General features: G+C 72.0%; 11 protein-coding genes. 4 read left to right on the top strand and 7 right to left on the bottom strand.

Annotated elements, in window-relative coordinates; genetic code table 11:
• Nucleotides 1-51 precede the first annotated feature (51 nt).
• On the bottom strand, nt 52-990 hold the full coding sequence (locus QIS99_RS14100) for a PAC2 family protein (protein WP_282513621.1): 939 nt from the start codon (nt 988-990) through the stop codon (nt 52-54).
• Nucleotides 991-1,363: 373 nt separating this feature from the next.
• Entirely contained in the window at nt 1,364-2,875 is a 1,512-nt protein-coding gene (rpsA, locus tag QIS99_RS14095; RefSeq protein ID WP_282513620.1) for a 30S ribosomal protein S1, read from the bottom strand.
• Between the two features lie 326 nt (nt 2,876-3,201).
• On the opposite strand from rpsA, the gene QIS99_RS14090 reads away from it, so the two are divergent.
• Together QIS99_RS14090 and hrpB are read left to right on the top strand one after the other, a co-directional pair.
• A complete protein-coding gene (locus tag QIS99_RS14090; RefSeq protein WP_408909561.1) occupies nt 3,202-4,107 on the top strand; it encodes a class I SAM-dependent methyltransferase in 906 nt (301 codons plus the stop codon).
• A 48-nt stretch (nt 4,108-4,155) separates the two neighbouring features.
• Nucleotides 4,156-6,663 (top strand): ATP-dependent helicase HrpB, encoded by a 2,508-nt coding sequence (hrpB, locus tag QIS99_RS14085; protein ID WP_282513619.1) that lies wholly within the window; start codon nt 4,156-4,158, stop codon nt 6,661-6,663.
• Nucleotides 6,664-6,760: 97 nt separating this feature from the next.
• On the opposite strand, the gene QIS99_RS14080 is transcribed toward hrpB, so the two are convergent.
• From QIS99_RS14080 to polA, 5 genes are all read right to left on the bottom strand, one after another.
• The gene (locus QIS99_RS14080) at nt 6,761-7,759 is read right to left on the bottom strand and encodes a DUF3068 domain-containing protein (protein ID WP_282513618.1); all 999 of its coding nucleotides are present in this window, start codon (nt 7,757-7,759) and stop codon (nt 6,761-6,763) included.
• Between the two features lie 11 nt (nt 7,760-7,770).
• Nucleotides 7,771-7,905, bottom strand: a complete 135-nt coding sequence (locus QIS99_RS14075; RefSeq protein WP_282513616.1) for an SPW_0924 family protein — start codon at nt 7,903-7,905, stop codon at nt 7,771-7,773.
• A 181-nt stretch (nt 7,906-8,086) separates the two neighbouring features.
• Nucleotides 8,087-9,943: a lytic transglycosylase domain-containing protein gene (locus tag QIS99_RS14070; RefSeq protein WP_282513614.1), complete on the bottom strand. Its 1,857-nt coding sequence runs from the start codon at nt 9,941-9,943 to the stop codon at nt 8,087-8,089.
• A 158-nt stretch (nt 9,944-10,101) separates the two neighbouring features.
• Complete coding sequence (locus QIS99_RS14065) at nt 10,102-10,575, bottom strand: hypothetical protein (protein WP_282513612.1); 474 nt, start codon at nt 10,573-10,575, stop codon at nt 10,102-10,104.
• Nucleotides 10,576-10,670: 95 nt separating this feature from the next.
• Nucleotides 10,671-13,424, bottom strand: a complete 2,754-nt coding sequence (gene polA / locus QIS99_RS14060) for a DNA polymerase I (RefSeq protein WP_408909557.1) — start codon at nt 13,422-13,424, stop codon at nt 10,671-10,673.
• Nucleotides 13,425-13,587: 163 nt separating this feature from the next.
• On the opposite strand from polA, the gene QIS99_RS14055 reads away from it, so the two are divergent.
• On the top strand, nt 13,588-15,888 hold the full coding sequence (locus tag QIS99_RS14055) for an FdhF/YdeP family oxidoreductase (protein WP_282513611.1): 2,301 nt from the start codon (nt 13,588-13,590) through the stop codon (nt 15,886-15,888).
• Nucleotides 15,889-16,009: 121 nt separating this feature from the next.
• Nucleotides 16,010-16,501 (top strand): PaaI family thioesterase, encoded by a 492-nt coding sequence (locus QIS99_RS14050; protein WP_282513610.1) that lies wholly within the window; start codon nt 16,010-16,012, stop codon nt 16,499-16,501.
• The last annotated feature ends 62 nt before the right edge of the window (nt 16,502-16,563 follow it).

Below are 16,563 nucleotides of genomic sequence, written 5' to 3'. Positions count from 1 at the left end.
CCCCTCGGGATCTTCACGTCGGCCGCAGCAGTCGGACGGCCCCCGCGCGGGTCAGCCCTCGCCCTCCCGCTCCGCGAGGAACCGCTCGAACTCGCGGCCGATCTCGTCCGCGGAGGGGATCTCCACCGGTTCGGCGAGCATGTTGCCGCGCGTCTCCGCGCCGGCCGCCGCGTCGTACTGGTGCTCAAGTCCCTGGATCATGGCGACCAGTTCCTCGTCGCCCTCCTGGATCTGGCGGTCGATTTCGTTCTGGGTGCGGTGCGCCTCGGTGCGCAGGGCGTGCGTGGCGGCGGGCAGCACCAGGCCGGTGGCCGAGGTGACCGCCTCCAGAGCGGTGAGGGCCGCATCCGGGTAGGCGGAGCGGGCGATGTAGTGCGGGACGTGCGCGGCGACGCCCAGGACGTCGTGCCCGGCCTGCATCAGGCGGTACTCGATCAGCGCGGCCGCGCTGCCCGGCACCTGCGCCTCGTCGAACGGCGAGCCGTGTCCGGGCACGAGGTCGCTGCGGTTGCCGTGCGGGGTGAGGCCGACCGGCCTGGTGTGTGGTACGCCCATGGGGATGCCGTGGAAGTTCACCGCCAGGCGGACGCCGAGACGCTCGACGATCTGCCGGACGGCGGCCGCGAACCGCTCCCACTCGACGTCCGGTTCGGGCCCGGAGAGCAGCAGGAAGGGCGCGCCGGTGGCGTCCTGCAGCAGGCGCACCTCAAGGGCCGGGACCTCGTAGTCGGTCCAGCGGTCGCGCTCGAAGGTGAGCAGCGGGCGCCGCGCGCGGTAGTCGACGAGCCGGTCGTGGTCGAAGCGGGCGACGACCTGGCCGGGGAGCGTGTCGACGAGCTTTTCGACGATCTGGTCGCCGGTCTCACCGGCGTCGATGTACCCGTCGAAGTGGTAGAGCATGACGAGCCCCGCCGACTCCTGCGCCAGCGCCATGTCGACTACCGCCAGGCCCTTCGGCTCCCACGTGTACAAACCCTCGGGATCAACCACAGTGACCGCTCCTCCTCGTGTTCGTACTCCACAACACGTCCCGCGGCACGAGCATTCCCGCCCGGCCTCGTGAACACCTGCGGCGGTACGGCGAGTTCGACGGGCACCTCTGGTCCAGACCTTGCGTACAGCTTGCGTACAGGGGGAACTTAGAGACGACGACGGCGGGCGGCGGCTACGGGCGGCGGGCGGCGGCTACGGGCTGCACCTCGACGGGGGCGGCCTCCCCACCAGGGATGCGGGGAGCTGCGCGACCAGCCACGACTAGAGCCGCACCCACAAAACAAGCAGGCACCCCACGGCGAGTGGGCGAAAAGACAAGCGGGCCCACACCGGAAGGTGCGGGCCCACTGTCGCCTAGCTAAGAGCTACTTCAGCTCTGACCACCAGCGAGCTTCTCGCGCAGAGCGGCCAGCGCCTCGTCCGACGCCAGGGCGCCGGAGTTGTCGTCCGACTCCGAGGAGTAGGAACCGCCGCCGCCACCACCGGCCGCGGCCGGAGCCGCACCGCCGGCCGCAGCCGCACCCTCGGCCTCAGCCTGGGCGTCGGCCTCGCGGGACTTGATGACCTGGGCCTGGTGCTGCTCGAAGCGCTGCTGCGCCTCGGCGTACTGGGTCTCCCAGGCCTCACGCTGCGCCTCGTAACCCTCCAGCCAGTCGTTGGTCTCGGGGTCGAAGCCCTCGGGGTAGATGTAGTTGCCCTGGTCGTCGTAGGACGCGGCCATGCCGTACAGGGTCGGGTCGAACTCGACGGCCGACGGGTCGGCGCCGAAGGCCTCGTTGGCCTGCTTCAGCGAGAGGCTGATGCGGCGGCGCTCAAGGTCGATGTCGATGACCTTGACGAAGATCTCGTCGTTGACCTGGACGACCTGCTCCGGGATCTCCACGTGGCGCTCGGCCAGCTCGGAGATGTGGACCAGACCCTCGATGCCCTCGTCCACGCGGACGAACGCACCGAACGGAACCAGCTTCGTGACCTTGCCGGGCACGACCTGGCCGATCTGGTGGGTGCGGGCGAACTGCTGCCACGGGTCTTCCTGCGTCGCCTTGAGCGACAGGGAGACACGCTCGCGGTCCATGTCCACGTCGAGGACCTCGACGGTGACTTCCTGGCCGACCTCGACAACCTCGGACGGGTGGTCGATGTGCTTCCAGGAGAGCTCGGAGACGTGAACCAGACCGTCGACGCCACCCAGGTCCACGAAGGCACCGAAGTTGACGATCGAGGAGACGACGCCGGAGCGGACCTGACCCTTCTGGAGGGTGGTGAGGAACGTCTGGCGGACCTCGGACTGGGTCTGCTCCAGCCAGGCACGGCGGGACAGGACCACGTTGTTGCGGTTCTTGTCCAGCTCGATGATCTTGGCCTCAAGCTCCTTGCCCACGTAGGGCTGGAGGTCGCGGACGCGACGCATCTCGACCAGGGAGGCCGGGAGGAAGCCGCGGAGGCCGATGTCGAGGATGAGACCACCCTTGACGACCTCGATGACGGTACCGGTGACGATGCCGTCCTCTTCCTTGATCTTCTCGATGGTGCCCCAGGCACGCTCGTACTGGGCGCGCTTCTTCGAGAGGATCAGGCGGCCTTCCTTGTCCTCCTTCTGGAGGACCAGGGCCTCGATCTCGTCACCGACGGCGACGACCTCGTTGGGGTCGACGTCGTGCTTGATCGAGAGCTCGCGGCTCGGGATGACACCTTCGGTCTTGTAACCGATGTCGAGCAGGACCTCGTCCCGGTCGACCTTCACGATGACGCCGTCGACGATGTCGCCGTCGTTGAAGTACTTGATCGTCTCGTCGATCGCGGCGAGGAAGGCTTCCTCGTTACCGATGTCGTTGACCGCAACCTGCGGGGTGGTGGCGGTGGTCTCGGTGCTGCTCGTCATGTGGGAAAGGGCTCCGGTACGGACATTGAAGTCGTAGGTACTGCTACGCCGAGAGCCGATTTCGCCCTGCAGAAGCCGGACAGTTCAGGAGGCGCGGTCTTCCCGGGAAGAATTCCACCGGAAAAAACGAAAATCGCCTCGACAACCGAGGGGACATACAACAGATGCGAGCGCACCCTGCTCTGTCTGAGGAGCGCAGGCCGCCAGCGCAACTTGTAGCATACGGGGGCTGCCGGGCAGGGTCAACGCGGAAGGCGGGCACCCGGGGCGGATCGCCGCATACCCGGCACAAGAACTGTCGCACGAGGCCAACGGCGCCCCGCAACATCCCACAGCGACAGCGCTCCGTCGGACAAGACCGACGGACCGGACGGAACAGTACGACGAGGGAGCCGACCATCCACGAGCACGAGCTGCCCGAACCGGAAGCCACCCGGCGCGCCTCGGGCAACGCCGAGAGCAGCCGCGCGAACCGCGGCTGGTGGGACCGGAACGCGGACGAGTACCAGGTCGACCACGGCACCTTCCTCGGCGACGACCGCTTCGTGTGGGGGCCCGAGGGGCTGGACGAGGTCGAGGCGGAGCTGCTCGGTCCGGCCGAGGAGCTGAAGGGCCTGGACGTCCTGGAGATCGGCGCCGGCGCCGCGCAGTGCTCGCGCTGGCTGGCCGCGCAGGGCGCCCGCCCGGTCGCCCTCGACCTCTCGCACCGCCAGCTCCAGCACGCGCGGCGGATCGACGACCAGCGCTCGGGGGCGCCGCTGCCCCTGGTGCAGGCGGACGCGGGTGCGCTGCCGTTCGCCGACGGCTCCTTCGACCTGGCCTGCTCCGCGTACGGGGCGCTGCCGTTCGTCGCCGATCCGGTGCTCGTGCTGCGCGAGGTGCGGCGGGTGCTGCGGCCCGGCGGGCGGTTCGTGTTCTCCGTGACGCACCCGATGCGCTGGGCGTTCCCGGACGAGCCGGGCCCCGAGGGCCTGTCCGTGTCGGCCTCCTACTTCGACCGCACCCCTTATGTGGAGCAGGACGAACAGGGCCACGCCGTCTACGTGGAGCACCACCGGACAGTCGGGGACCGGGTGCGGGACGTGGTGGCGGGCGGTTTCCGTCTCGTGGACCTGGTCGAGCCGCAGTGGCCGGAGTGGAACACCCAGGAGTGGGGCGGCTGGTCCCCGCTGCGCGGCGGCCTGATCCCGGGTACGGCGATCTTCGTGTGCGCGCGGGACGACCGCGGCTGATCCCGTACGGCCGGGGGCTTGTCAGTGCCGTCCGGGAGACTGGTGGGCATGATCCGTAGCGACGTCCTGGAGCAGCTGCCCGTACGGCAGGCCGTGCCCGAGCTGCGTGCCGCCCTTGAGGGGCACGGCGCGGCGGTGCTGTGTGCGCCGCCGGGCACGGGCAAGACGACGCTGGTGCCGCTGGAGCTCGCCGGGCTGCTCGGGGGTGCGGAGCGGCGCCGTGTGGTGGTGGCCGAGCCGCGGCGGATCGCCGCGCGTGCGGCGGCGCGGCGGATGGCGTGGCTGCTCGGCGAGAAGGCCGGCGAAAGCGTCGGGTTCACAGTGCGCGGGGAGCGTGTCGTCGGGCGGCACACGCGCGTGGAGGTGGTCACGACCGGTGTGCTCCTGCAACGCCTGCAGCGTGACCAGGAGTTGACCGGTGTAGACGTCGTCGTCCTCGACGAGTGTCACGAGCGGCATCTGGACGCGGACACGGTGGCGGCGTTCCTGCTCGACGTACGGGCGGCGCTGCGGCCCGAGCTGGAGCTGGTGGCGGCTTCGGCGACGACGGACGCGCAGGGCTGGGCGCGGCTGCTCGGCGGTGCGCCGGTGGTCGAGGCGCGGGGGGCCGCGTACCCGGTGGATGTGGTGTGGGCGCCGCCCGCGCGTGCGGTGCGGCCGCCGCACGGCATGCGGGTGGATCCGGCGCTGCTCTCTCATGTGGCGGCGGTGGTGCGGCGGGCGCTGGTGGAGCGGGACGGGGATGTGCTGTGTTTCCTGCCCGGCGTCGGTGAGATCGCGCGCGTGGCCGGGCAGTTGGGGGAGCCGGCCGGCGTCGAGGTGCTGCAGGTGCACGGGCGGGCGCCGGCCGCCGTGCAGGACGCGGTGCTGTCGCCCGGCGCGGGCCGCCGGGTGGTGCTCGCCACGTCGGTCGCGGAGTCGTCGTTGACGGTGCCCGGGGTGCGGGTGGTCGTGGACTCGGGGCTCGCGCGGGAGCCGCGTACCGATCACGCGCGGGGGCTGAGTGCGCTGACGACGGTGCGGGCCTCGCAGGCCGCCGGTCGGCAGCGGGCCGGGCGTGCGGGGCGGGAGGCGCCGGGTGCGGTGTACCGGTGCTGGGCGGAGGCGGAGCAGGGGCGGCTGCCGCGCTTCCCGGCGCCGGAGATCAAGGTGGCGGACCTCGCGGCGTTCGCGCTGCAGGCCGCGTGCTGGGGCGATCCGGACGCGTCGGGTCTCGCCCTGCTCGACGCGCCGCCCGCGGGCGCGATGGCGGCGGCGCGGGAGGTCCTGACGGCGCTCGGCGCGCTGGCCTCGGAGACCGGACGGGTGACCGAACGGGGCGCGCGCATGGCCCGGTTGGGGCTGCATCCGCGCCTGGCGCGCGCACTGCTCGACGGCGCGTCCGAGGCGGGTGCGCGGGGCGCCGCCGAGGTGGTGGCGCTGCTCAGCGAGGAGCCGCCACGCGCGTACGGGGACGATCTGGCGGCGGCGCTGCGGTCCGCGCGCCGCGGCGGTGACGCGTACGGGGCGCGCTGGCGGCAGGAGGTGCGCAGGCTCACCGCGGCGGTCGGCGAGCAGCGGGGGCGTGGGGCTGCGCTGGGGGACGACCGGGTGTGCGGGCTCATCGCGTCCCTGGCGTTCCCGGAACGGGTCGCACGCGCGCGTGGGGACGGCACTTTCCTGATGGCGTCGGGCACGGCCGCCGCGACGGGCCCCGGGTCGCCGTTGCACGCGGCGCCGTGGCTGGCGGTGGCGGTGGCGGACCGCCCGGTGGGCTCGGCACACGCGCGGGTGCGGCTCGGTGCGGTGGTCGACGAGGAGACGGCGCTACGGGCTGCCGCCCCGCTGCGGTCCGACGGCGCGGAGGTCGCCTGGGTGGACGGTGACGTGGTCGCGCGGAGCGTGCGGCGTCTGGGTGCCGTGGAGTTGGCGGTGCGCCCGCTCGGCGACGCCGATCCCGCCCTGGTCCGGGAGGCGCTGCTCACCGGTCTGCGCGAGGAGGGCACGGCTCTGCTCAAGTGGTCGCCGGACGCGCGGGAGTTGCGCCGCCGCCTGGCGTTCCTGCACCTGCGGTTGGGGGCGCCCTGGCCCGACGTAGCGGAAAACGCCCTCTACGCGCGCGTGCAGGAGTGGTTGGAGCCGGAGCTGTCCAAGGCGCGCAGGCGGGCGGACCTGGGCCGGATCGACGCCGGGCCGTGCCTGAACCGGCTGTTGCCGTGGGCGGACGGGCAGGCCGCGCGCCTGGACGAACTGGCCCCGGAGCGGCTCGCGGTGCCGAGCGGTTCACGGATCCGGGTCGACTACTCCGATCCGGAACAGCCCGTCCTCGCGGTCAAGTTGCAGGAGATGTTCGGGCTGGCGCGGACGCCGGAGGTCGCGGGGGTGCCGGTCCTGGTGCATCTGCTGTCCCCCGCAGGCCGGCCCGCGGCGGTGACCGCGGACCTGGCGTCGTTCTGGCGGGACGGGTACCGGGGCGTGCGGGCGGAGCTGCGCGGACGCTACCCGAAGCACCCGTGGCCGGAGGACCCGGCGACGGCGGAGCCGACCCGCCACACGAACGCGCGGCTGAGACGCTAGGGGACGTCTCCCCGATCTTTGCGGGCCCGCAGAGTCCCCTCGTCCGCCCGGCGGGGCGGGAGGGACTTTACGGACACGGCCTGGGCGGCCCGCGGGTTCAGACGTTGACGGGTTCCGGTTCGGGCACGGCCTGTTCCCCGGGCTCGCCGGGCCTGCGGCTGCGGGCCTCCAGGACGAGGGCGAGGGTCAGCAGGGCGGCGCCGAGGGCGAGGAAGCCCCAGGGCAGGTAGCTGGTGAGCAGCAGGACCAGGGTGCGCTGGGACTTCACCAGGTCGACGGTGTAGTCGATGTAGTCCTCGCGGATCTTGGCGTGGCCGGCGAACGCGGTGACCTTGTCGCGGCCGCTGCCCTCAAGGAGGGTGCCGCCGCGCATCTCCTCCTTGTGGATCTCCTCCCCGTACACGGGCGCCCCCGTGGTGGGTTCGACCCAGAACTTGCGGACCGTCGTGTACCAGAACTCCGTGCCGGTCTTGCGTACGGACTCCGGGGTGATGCCCTTCACGGGCAGGGTGTTGGGGACCTCGACCTCGGTCCAGGGCACGGTCTGCTCGAAGTAGTAGACCTCGACGCCGCGGAAGTTGCGGGTGCCCTTGTAGTGGATGGGCGCGGTGGTGTCGGAGCGCGCGTCGTAGTAGGCGTAGTCCCGTTTCTCGGTCAGGAAGGGCCACTTGAACTCGATGCCCTCGCGTTTGACGGCGCGCCCGTCGACCATCTCGCCCTTGGCGTGCACGGGTTCCTGGGTGTGGGCGTCGAAGATGTAGCGCTCGGGGATCTGGGAGACCATCTTGCCGTCGGGGCCGACGACATGGACGAGCGCGTCCCAGACGACGACGTCCTTCCCGACCTTCTTCTCGATCTTCTCGGACTCCTCGACGTTGCCCTTGAGGGTCTGCACGATGGTGAGTTTGTCGACCTTCTTGGGCTGCATGGTGCTGTAGTCGATGAGCGTCGCGGGCTTCACCTCCAGGACCATCTCCTGGTACTGGCTGGGCGGGATCTTCGCCAGGCGCGGGAAGGCGTAGAACCGCATCAGGGGGGACAGGGCCGTGAAGAACACGGCGAACGCGAGCAGTACGAGGCCGGCCTTGCGGCGCATCGCGGCCCTCCCTACGGGTGGTCGGGGACGGTGGTGAGCAGCGGCTTCGGCGAGGTCTCGCCGGGTGGCGCGCCGATCGCGGTGATGGTGAGAACCAGCGCGAGCGCGGCGACGAGGCCGATGGCGGCGGAGATCAGGGCGCGCATGCTCGGCCTCCCGTGGTGGTGGCCAGGCCGGCCGGAACCGCCGACCTGATACGGCGTCAGGGCGGGCACCGTAGCAACGGGGCCGCGAGATGAGAACACGTTGCACCCGCATCCGGGTCGACCGGACATGGCACCGCCCCCGGGCCCGGTGGGGGCGCGGGGGCGGAACGCTCGCGTCCGGTCAGGAGACCTTCAGTTCGACGGTGACGCTGCCGCCGCCGACCGTCTCGATCCGCAGCAGGTACGTGCCCTTGGCGTCGCCCGCGTGGATCTTCGGGAGCTCCAGGGTGCCGTCGGCCCCGGTCTTGAGGCCCTTGAGCGTACGGGTCGGCTTGCCGTCGGCGTCCTTGAAGTACGGGCCCTTGTCGTTGACGGTCGGGTCCTCCGCCGACTTGATCATCGTGCCGGTGGCTTCGACTCCGGGGGCCGCGGCGCCCTTGTACGTGGCCTTCAGCTCTACGGGCTCGGTGTACTCGGCGCCGGACGCACAGGTCAGCTCCCGGTCTCCGACTCGGGTGAGCTCGTCGGCCTGGCGTGCGGTGACCTTCGCGGTGTGGTCGACGGGGTCCAGGGTGCGGCCGACGACCTTGGCGCGGACGGTGAACTCGCCGCTCTTCTCGCCCGCCCGGAGCTCGGGTGCGACGGCCTTGCCGCGGCTGTCGGTGGTGACGGTCGCGGTGGTGGTCCGCGTCTGGCCGGCGTCGCTCGCGAAGCGGCTGTCGGTGTCGCCGACGATCTCGAAGCGCACCTTCACTCCGGCGACGCCCGCGCCGTTCGCGTCGTGCGCCCGTACGGCAGGCCGTGCCGCGAACGCCTCGCCCGCGGTGGCGGTCAGCTCGCCGGTGCCCGCGTCGGCGAGCTTCGCGACCCGGTCCTCGGGCGCGGGGGTCGGGGTCGGCGTCGGGGTCGGCGTCGGGCTGGGGGTCTCGCCGCCGCCACCGGTGCCCGGGGCGGAGCCGCCGGGCTCGGACGGATCGGGGTCTGACGGGCCGGTGCCGGGCTCGGACGGGCCGGGGTCTGACGGATCGGGTTCGGACGGGCCGGGCTCGGACGAGCCGGAGTCGGGGTCCTTGTCGCCCGTACCGCCGCCGGACTCCGTACCACCGCCGGACTCCGTACCACCGCCGGACTCCGTACCACCGTCGGACTCCGTACCGGCGTGGCCGTCGGAGCCCTTGCCGTCACCCGAACCGCCCGTTCCGGCACCGGACTTGGCGTCGTCCTCGCTGCTGCGGTTGACGGGCAGGACGCCGGTGCCGTCAGGGATCTCGTGGGTGCCCTTGCGGTAGTACTCCAGCCACGACAGGACCGTACGCAGATAGTGCTGGGAGTGGTTGTAGCTGAGGATCGCCTGGTGCAGGCCCGCCGTGGTGGACAGGTCGCGGTCGCCCGCACAGAGGTAGCGGCCCGCGGCGAGGGCGGCGTCGTAGATGTTGTCGGGGTCCTTCTTGCCGTCGCCGTTGCCGTCCTGCGCCCAGGTCGCCCACGTGGACGGGATGAACTGCATGGGGCCGACGGCCCGGTCGTGCGTGGTGTCGCCGTCGTACGAACCGCCGTCGGTGTCGCGGATGTTCGCGAACCCGGCGCCGTTGAGCTGCGGCCCGACGATCGGCTTGAGGGTGGTGCCGTTGCCGTCGACGCGGCCGCCGCGGGCCTGTCCGGACTCCACCTTGCCGATCGCGGCGAGGAGTTCCCACGGCAGCCGGCAGCCGGGCTTGCTGTCGCGCAGTTCCGCCTCGGCCTTCTTGTAGGCGTCGAGGACGGTGGCGGGTATCCCGGCCTCGGCCTCGCCGGTGCGCGCCTGCTCCTCCTCGTCCCCCGGCGGGATCGGGCTGTCGAGCGGCGGAAGGTCCGTGTAGTACGGGGAGTTGCCGGTCGCGGAGTCCTCCGCGGGCGGGGCGGAATCGACGGTTCTGCGGCCCTGGGGAGTGTCGGTGATGCCCGGGGCCTGCGACGCGGAGAGCGCCGCCACCGCAGCCGCGGCCACCGCCGCGCTCACCGCTGTCTTGCGCAGCCGTCGGCCGTGCAACGCTGCCATACGTCTGATCCCCTCCGCCGGTGACGGCGCGCTCTCCCCAGCGCGCTGACGCAGGCGACCCTACGGCAACTTCCCGCACACAGACACCCGTTCCCGACCGCTTTTCACCGGTTGGCCACAGGCCGGCCCGCCGCCGGAAGGCACCCATCCGCCCGTGTTCACTGCCGGCGCACGCTGCCGGAGGCTGTGGTGTGGGCGCGTAGGGCTCGCTGCCCGGCTCGGGTCTCGGCGCGGGTCAGTCGGCGCCCCAGCTCCTGCGCCCGCCGCAGCACCGTCTCGACCAGCAGGGCGCGGGTCGGGCCGGTGGCGTCGTGGCGGTGCCCGCCGCCTTCGAGCGCACACCAGAGCACGCTCTCGTCCTCGGGTACGGGGATCGGCTCGGGGTGCTGCGGCCCGTACGACGACGCCGCCCGTACGTCCGGGGACGTACGGGCGGCGGGTGCCGGGGCTGCTGCGGTGCGGCAGGTCGCGGCGCGGCGTGCGCGCCGGTCCTCGGCGCGTGCCGCGAGCGCGGATATCGGCACGAGCAGGGCGGGGGCCAAGGCGGCGAGTGCGACCGCGCGGCGCTGGTGGCTGACCATGCCCGCCACGTTGCCGCCTGCCGCGCCGCACGGCACGGGCACGGCGGCCATACGGGTGTGTGACCTGCTGTTACGGGCCGTTACGGGCCGAGGGCTCCCCCTCGCCCCCGTGCCCTCACCCGCGCGCCCGTACGCGTACCCCTGGCTCAGTGCGCTGCCGACTCCCAGTCCGCTCCGACGCCGACCGAGACATCGAGCGGGGCCCGCAGGCTGACCGCTCCGGCCATCTCGCGGCGGACCAGCTCCTCGACCTGCTCCCGCTCCCCTGCGGCGATCTCCAGGACGATTTCGTCGTGCACCTGGAGCAGCATCCGGGAGGACAGCTGGGCCTTCTCCAGGGCCTGTCCGACCCGCAGCATCGCGATCTTCACGATGTCGGCGGCGGTGCCCTGGATCGGTGCGTTGAGCGCCATGCGCTCGGCGGCCTCGCGGCGCTGGCGGTTGTCGCTGCTGAGGTCCGGGAGGTAGCGGCGGCGGCCGAGGATCGTCGCCGTGTACCCCGTCGCGCGGGCTTCCTCGACGACGCGGTGCAGATAGTCGCGTACGCCGCCGAAGCGCTCGAAGTAGGTGTCCATCAGGGCGCGGGCCTCGGACGCCTCGATGTTCAGCTGCTGCGACAGTCCGAACGCGGACAGCCCGTACGCCAGGCCGTACGACATGGCCTTGATCTTGCGGCGCATCTCGGCGTCGACCTGGTCGCCGGGGACGCCGAAGACCTGGGAGGCGACCGTGGTGTGCAGGTCCTCGCCGGAGGTGAACGCCTCGATGAGGCCCTCGTCCTCGGAGAGGTGGGCCATGACGCGGAGTTCGATCTGGCTGTAGTCCGCGGTCATCAGGGACTCGAAGCCCTCGCCGACGACGAAGCCGCGGCGGATGGCGCGGCCCTCGTCGGTGCGCACCGGGACGTTCTGCAGGTTGGGGTCCGTGGAGGACAGGCGGCCGGTGGCGGCGACGGTCTGGCTGAACGAGGTGTGGATGCGGCCGTCCGCCGCGATCGTCTTGATCAGGCCCTCGACGGTCACGCGGAGCTTGGCCTGCTCACGGTGGCGGAGCATGATCACCGGGAGTTCGTTGTCCGTCTGGGCGGCGAGCCAGGCCAGGGCGTCGGCGTCCGTGGTGTACCCGGTCTTGGTCTTCTTCGTCTTGGGCAGGCCGAGTTCGCCGAAGAGGACTTCCTGGAGCTGTTTGGGCGAGCCCAGGTTGAACTCGTGGCCCGCGGCGTCGTGCGCCTCCTTCACGGCCTGCTGCACGGCGCCCGCGAACTGCTGCTCCATGGCCTCCAGATGGGCGCGGTCGGCGGCGATGCCGGAGCGCTCCATCCTGGCGAGGAGCGCGGAGACGGGCAGCTCCATGTCGGTGAGCAGCTCGGCGGCGCCGACCTCCTTGAGGCGCTCGCCGAAGGCGGTGCCGAGGTCGAGGATCGTGCGGGCCTGGTGCATCAGGGCGTCGGCCTCGGCGGTGTCGTCCGCGCCGAACGCCAGCTGGCCGTCGGCCTCGGCGGCCGGGGCGAGCTCGCGGCCCAGGTACTCCAGGGAGAGGGCGTCCAGGGCGAAGGAGCGGCGGCCGGGCTTGACCAGGTAGGCGGCGAGGGCGCTGTCCATGGTGATGCCCTCGATGGTCAAGCCGTGCTCGGCGAAGACCCTGAGGGCGTTCTTCGCGTCGTGCACGACCTTCGGCTTCTTCGGGTCGGCGAGCCACCGCGCGAACGCGTTCTCGTCGGCCTCGTCCAGCTGGGACGGGTCGAACCAGGCGGCCGCTCCCCCGGCGGCGGCGAGGGCGACCTCGGCGACGGCGCCGGTGCCGAGCTTCCAGGAGGCGACGGTCGCCATGCCGAGGACGGCCTTGCCGTGCTCGGCGAGCCACGGGGCGAGCTCGCCGGAGCCGAGGACCGTGCCGTCGATCTCCACATCGTCGGCCGCGGGCGTCTGGTCGGTTTCCTCGGCGCCCGGGTCGACGGCGAGGAGGCGCTCGCGCAGCGAGGGGTTGCGGATCTCCAGGGTGTCCAGGACGACGGCCACGGCCTTGCGGTCGTACGCCTCGCGCTCCAAGTCGGCGACAGTTCTGGGGAGTTCGACGTCCCGGACCATCTCGGTGAGGCGGCGGTTGAGCTTCACCGCCTCCAGGTGGTCCCGGAAGTTCTGCCCGGCCTTGCCCTTGACCTCGTCGGCGCGCTCCACGAGTTCGGCGAACGAGCCGAACTGGTTGATCCACTTCGCGGCGGTCTTCTCGCCGACGCCGGGGATGCCCGGCAGGTTGTCCGACGGGTCGCCGCGCAGGGCCGCGAAGTCCGGGTACTGGGCGGGGCTCAGGCCGTACTTCTCCTGGACCTTCTCCGGGGTGTACCGGGTCAGCTCGGAGACGCCCTTCGTGGGGTAGAGCACCGTGACGTGGTCGGTGACCAGCTGGAAGGAGTCGCGGTCGCCGGTGACGACGAGGACTTCAAATCCCGCGGCCTCGGCCTGGGTGGCGAGGGTGGCGATGACGTCGTCCGCCTCGAAGCCGTCGACCGCGAACCGCTCGGCGTGCATCGCGTCGAGCAGCTCGCCGATCAGCTCGACCTGGCCCTTGAACTCGTCGGGGGTCTTGGAGCGGTTCGCCTTGTACTCCGCGAACTCCTGGGAGCGCCAGGTCTTGCGCGAGACGTCGAAGGCGACCGCGAAGTGCGTGGGCTCCTCGTCGCGCAGCGTGTTCGCCAGCATCGACGCGAAGCCGTAGATCGCGTTGGTGGGCTGGCCCGTCGCCGTCGTGAAGTTCTCCGCGGGCAGCGCGAAGAACGCCCGGTACGCGAGCGAGTGCCCGTCCATGAGCATCAGGCGCGGGCGCTTGCCGCCTGCGGACGGGTCGGCGGCCTTCGCGGCCTTCGGCTGGGCGGGGGTCTTCTTCGATGCTGTCTCTGCCACGTCCCCGATCCTGCCACGCCCCACTGACAATCCGGTCCGCGTGCACCCACCGCGGCCCTCGAACCCGGGGGCCGCCGAGTTATCCACAGGCCTGCCGGGCCGGGGCGCGGGCGTGCGAGGATCGAGATGTACGCAGACAGTGACTGTTCGAAGGAGACCGGTCATGGCAGGCAAGCCCCCCTCCGGCGATCCGGTCCAGGACGCACCGCAGGTCGAAGGCCCCCAGCACGCCGCCGCCGGGCTCCCCGCCATCGGGCACACGCTCCGTGTCGCCCAGGAGCAGATGGGTGTGCGGCGGACGGCGCTGACCCTGCTGCGGGTGAACCAGAAGGACGGCTTCGACTGTCCCGGCTGCGCCTGGCCCGAGCCGGAGCACCGGCACAAGGCCGAATTCTGCGAGAACGGCGCGAAGGCGGTCGCCGAGGAGGCCACGCTGCGCCGGGTCACCCCGGAGTTCTTCGCCGCGCACCCGGTGGCGGACCTGGCCCGCCGCAGCGGTTACTGGCTGGGCCAGCAGGGCCGCCTCACCCACCCCATGTATCTGGCGGAGGGCGCCGAGCGGTACGAACCGGTCAGCTGGGAGCAGGCCTTCGACATCGTCGCCGACGAGCTGGACGCCCTCGGCTCGCCGGACGAGGCGCTGTTCTACACCTCGGGCCGCACCAGCAACGAGGCGGCGTTCCTGTACCAGCTGTTCGCCCGCGAGTTCGGCACGAACAACCTGCCGGACTGCTCCAACATGTGCCACGAGTCGTCGGGTTCGGCGCTGACGGAGACGATCGGCATCGGCAAGGGCAGCGTCCTCCTGGAGGATCTGTACCAGGCGGATCTGATCATCGTGGCCGGCCAGAACCCGGGCACGAACCATCCGCGCATGCTGTCCGCGCTGGAGAAGGCGAAGGCGAACGGCGCGCGGATCATCACGGTCAACCCGCTGCCCGAGGCCGGGATGGAGCGGTTCAAGAACCCGCAGACCCCGCAGGGGATGCTGAAGGGCACGGCCCTGACGGACCTGTTCCTGCAGATCCGCCTCGGCGGCGACCAGGCCCTGTTCCGCCTCCTCAACAAACTGATCCTCGCTGCGTCCGACAGCGGCTCCGCCGCGGAGAGCGGCGCCGTGGACGAGGAGTTCGTCCGCGAACACACCCACGGGTACGAGGAGTTCGCCGCCGCCGCGCGTGCGGCCGACTGGGACGAGACGCTGGCCGCGACGGGCCTGGAGCGGTCCCGTATCGAGGAGGCGCTCGCCATGGTGCTCGCCTCGAAGCGGACGGTGGTGTGCTGGGCGATGGGCCTGACGCAGCACAAGCACGCGGTGTCCACGATCCGCGAGGTCGTGAACTTCCTGCTGCTGCGCGGGAACATCGGCCGCCCCGGCGCCGGCGTGTGCCCGGTGCGCGGCCACTCCAATGTGCAGGGCGACCGCACGATGGGCATCTTCGAACGGCCCGCACCGGCGTTCCTCGACGCCCTGGAGCGGGAGTTCGGCTTCGCGCCGCCGCGCGAGCACGGCCTGGACGTGGTGCGCGCGATCCGGGCGCTGCGCGACGGCGCGGCGAAGGTGTTCCTCGCCATGGGCGGCAACTTCGTGTCCGCGTCACCCGACACGGAGGTCACGGAGGCGGCGATGCGCCGCGCCCGCCTGACGGTGCACGTGTCGACGAAGCTGAACCGCTCGCACGCGGTCACCGGCGCGCGCGCCCTGATCCTGCCGACGCTCGGCCGCACGGAGCGCGATCTGCAGGGCAGTGGCGAGCAGTTCGTGACCGTCGAGGACTCCATGGGGATGGTGCACGCCTCGCGCGGCCGCCTGGAGCCCGCGAGCCGGCACCTGCTGTCCGAGCCGGCGATCGTGAGCCGGCTGGCCCGCCGCGTCCTCGGCGAGAAGAGCAGCACGCCCTGGGAGGAGTTCGAGAAGGACTACGCCACGATCCGCGACCGCATCGCGCGCGTGGTGCCCGGTTTCGAGGACTTCAACGCGCGCGTGGCCCGGCCCGGCGGCTTCGCCCTGCCGCACGCCCCGCGCGACGAGCGCCGCTTCCCGACGGCCACCGGCAAGGCCAACTTCACGGCCGCGCCGGTCGAGTACCCCGAACTGCCAAAAGGGCGGCTGCTGTTGCAGACGCTGCGCTCGCACGACCAGTACAACACCACGATCTACGGCCTCGACGACCGCTACAGAGGCATCAGGAACGGCCGCCGCGTGGTCCTGGTCAACCCGGCCGACGCGCGCGAGCTCGGCGGCCTCGCGGACGGCGCGTACGTCGACCTGGTCAGCGAGTGGCAGGACGGGGTGGAGCGGCGCGCACCGGGCTTCCGGGTCGTGCACTACCCGACGGCCCGCGGCTGCGCGGCGGCGTACTACCCGGAGACGAACGTGCTGGTGCCGCTCGACGCCACCGCGGACACCAGTAACACCCCGGCGAGCAAATCCGTCGTCGTACGCCTGGAGGCCCGGCCGTAGCGCGGGGCGTGCGGGCGGTCTGGAACAATCGGCCCCCGTCTAAGCGTTTGCTCAGGCGAGGGTACGGTGCACCGCACGGCCGGCCGCCGCCACAAGGACGACGAACTGGAGTCGAGGCCCCATGGGCGAGAAGCACAACGTCAAGTTCCCGCAGGAGATCGTCGACGAGTACGCCGCGCTCGGCGTCGACCTGCCCGCCCTGTTCTCCGCCGGACACCTCGGCACCCGGATGGGCATCGAGATCGTCGAGGCCGCGCCCGACCGGGTCGTCGGCACCATGCCCGTCGAGGGCAACACCCAGCCGTACGGGCTGCTGCACGGCGGGGCGTCCGCAGTGCTTGCCGAGACCCTCGGCTCGGTCGGCTCCATGCTGCACGGCGGCAGCTCCAAGCTCGCCGTCGGCGTCGACCTCAACTGCACGCACCACCGAGGCGTCCGCTCCGGCCTGGTCACCGGTGTTGCCACGCCCGTGCACCGCGGCCGCTCCACCGCCACGTACGAGATCGTCATCAGCGACGAGCGGGACAAGCGGGTCTGCACCGCGCGCCTGACCTGCCTGCTCCGCGAAGTCGACGCCGGCGTCGACAACACCCAGGAGCCGCAGGCAAGTTGAGGCCCGGACACTCCGGGTCACCGCGGGGGGGGGGGGGGGCCCCCCGGGGGGGGCCCCCCCCC

Source organism: Streptomyces solicavernae (genome assembly GCF_029968095.1).
Taxonomy (GTDB): domain Bacteria; phylum Actinomycetota; class Actinomycetes; order Streptomycetales; family Streptomycetaceae; genus Streptomyces; species Streptomyces solicavernae.
The sequence above is the reverse complement of the archived record's forward strand: the minus strand, read 5'-3'. Positions and strand labels throughout refer to the sequence as shown.

What these genes read in the sequence shown, in the direction of transcription:
- rpsA (WP_282513620.1), bottom strand. Translation starts at nt 2,875, where the DNA reads ATGACGAGCAGCACCGAGACCACCGCCACCACCCCGCAGGTTGCGGTC.
- hrpB (WP_282513619.1), top strand. Translation starts at nt 4,156, where the DNA reads ATGATCCGTAGCGACGTCCTGGAGCAGCTGCCCGTACGGCAGGCCGTG.
- QIS99_RS14080 (WP_282513618.1), bottom strand. Translation starts at nt 7,759, where the DNA reads ATGCGCCGCAAGGCCGGCCTCGTACTGCTCGCGTTCGCCGTGTTCTTC.
- QIS99_RS14075 (WP_282513616.1), bottom strand. Translation starts at nt 7,905, where the DNA reads ATGCGCGCCCTGATCTCCGCCGCCATCGGCCTCGTCGCCGCGCTCGCG.
- QIS99_RS14070 (WP_282513614.1), bottom strand. Translation starts at nt 9,943, where the DNA reads ATGGCAGCGTTGCACGGCCGACGGCTGCGCAAGACAGCGGTGAGCGCG.
- QIS99_RS14065 (WP_282513612.1), bottom strand. Translation starts at nt 10,575, where the DNA reads ATGGCCGCCGTGCCCGTGCCGTGCGGCGCGGCAGGCGGCAACGTGGCG.
- QIS99_RS14055 (WP_282513611.1), top strand. Translation starts at nt 13,588, where the DNA reads ATGGCAGGCAAGCCCCCCTCCGGCGATCCGGTCCAGGACGCACCGCAG.
- QIS99_RS14050 (WP_282513610.1), top strand. Translation starts at nt 16,010, where the DNA reads ATGGGCGAGAAGCACAACGTCAAGTTCCCGCAGGAGATCGTCGACGAG.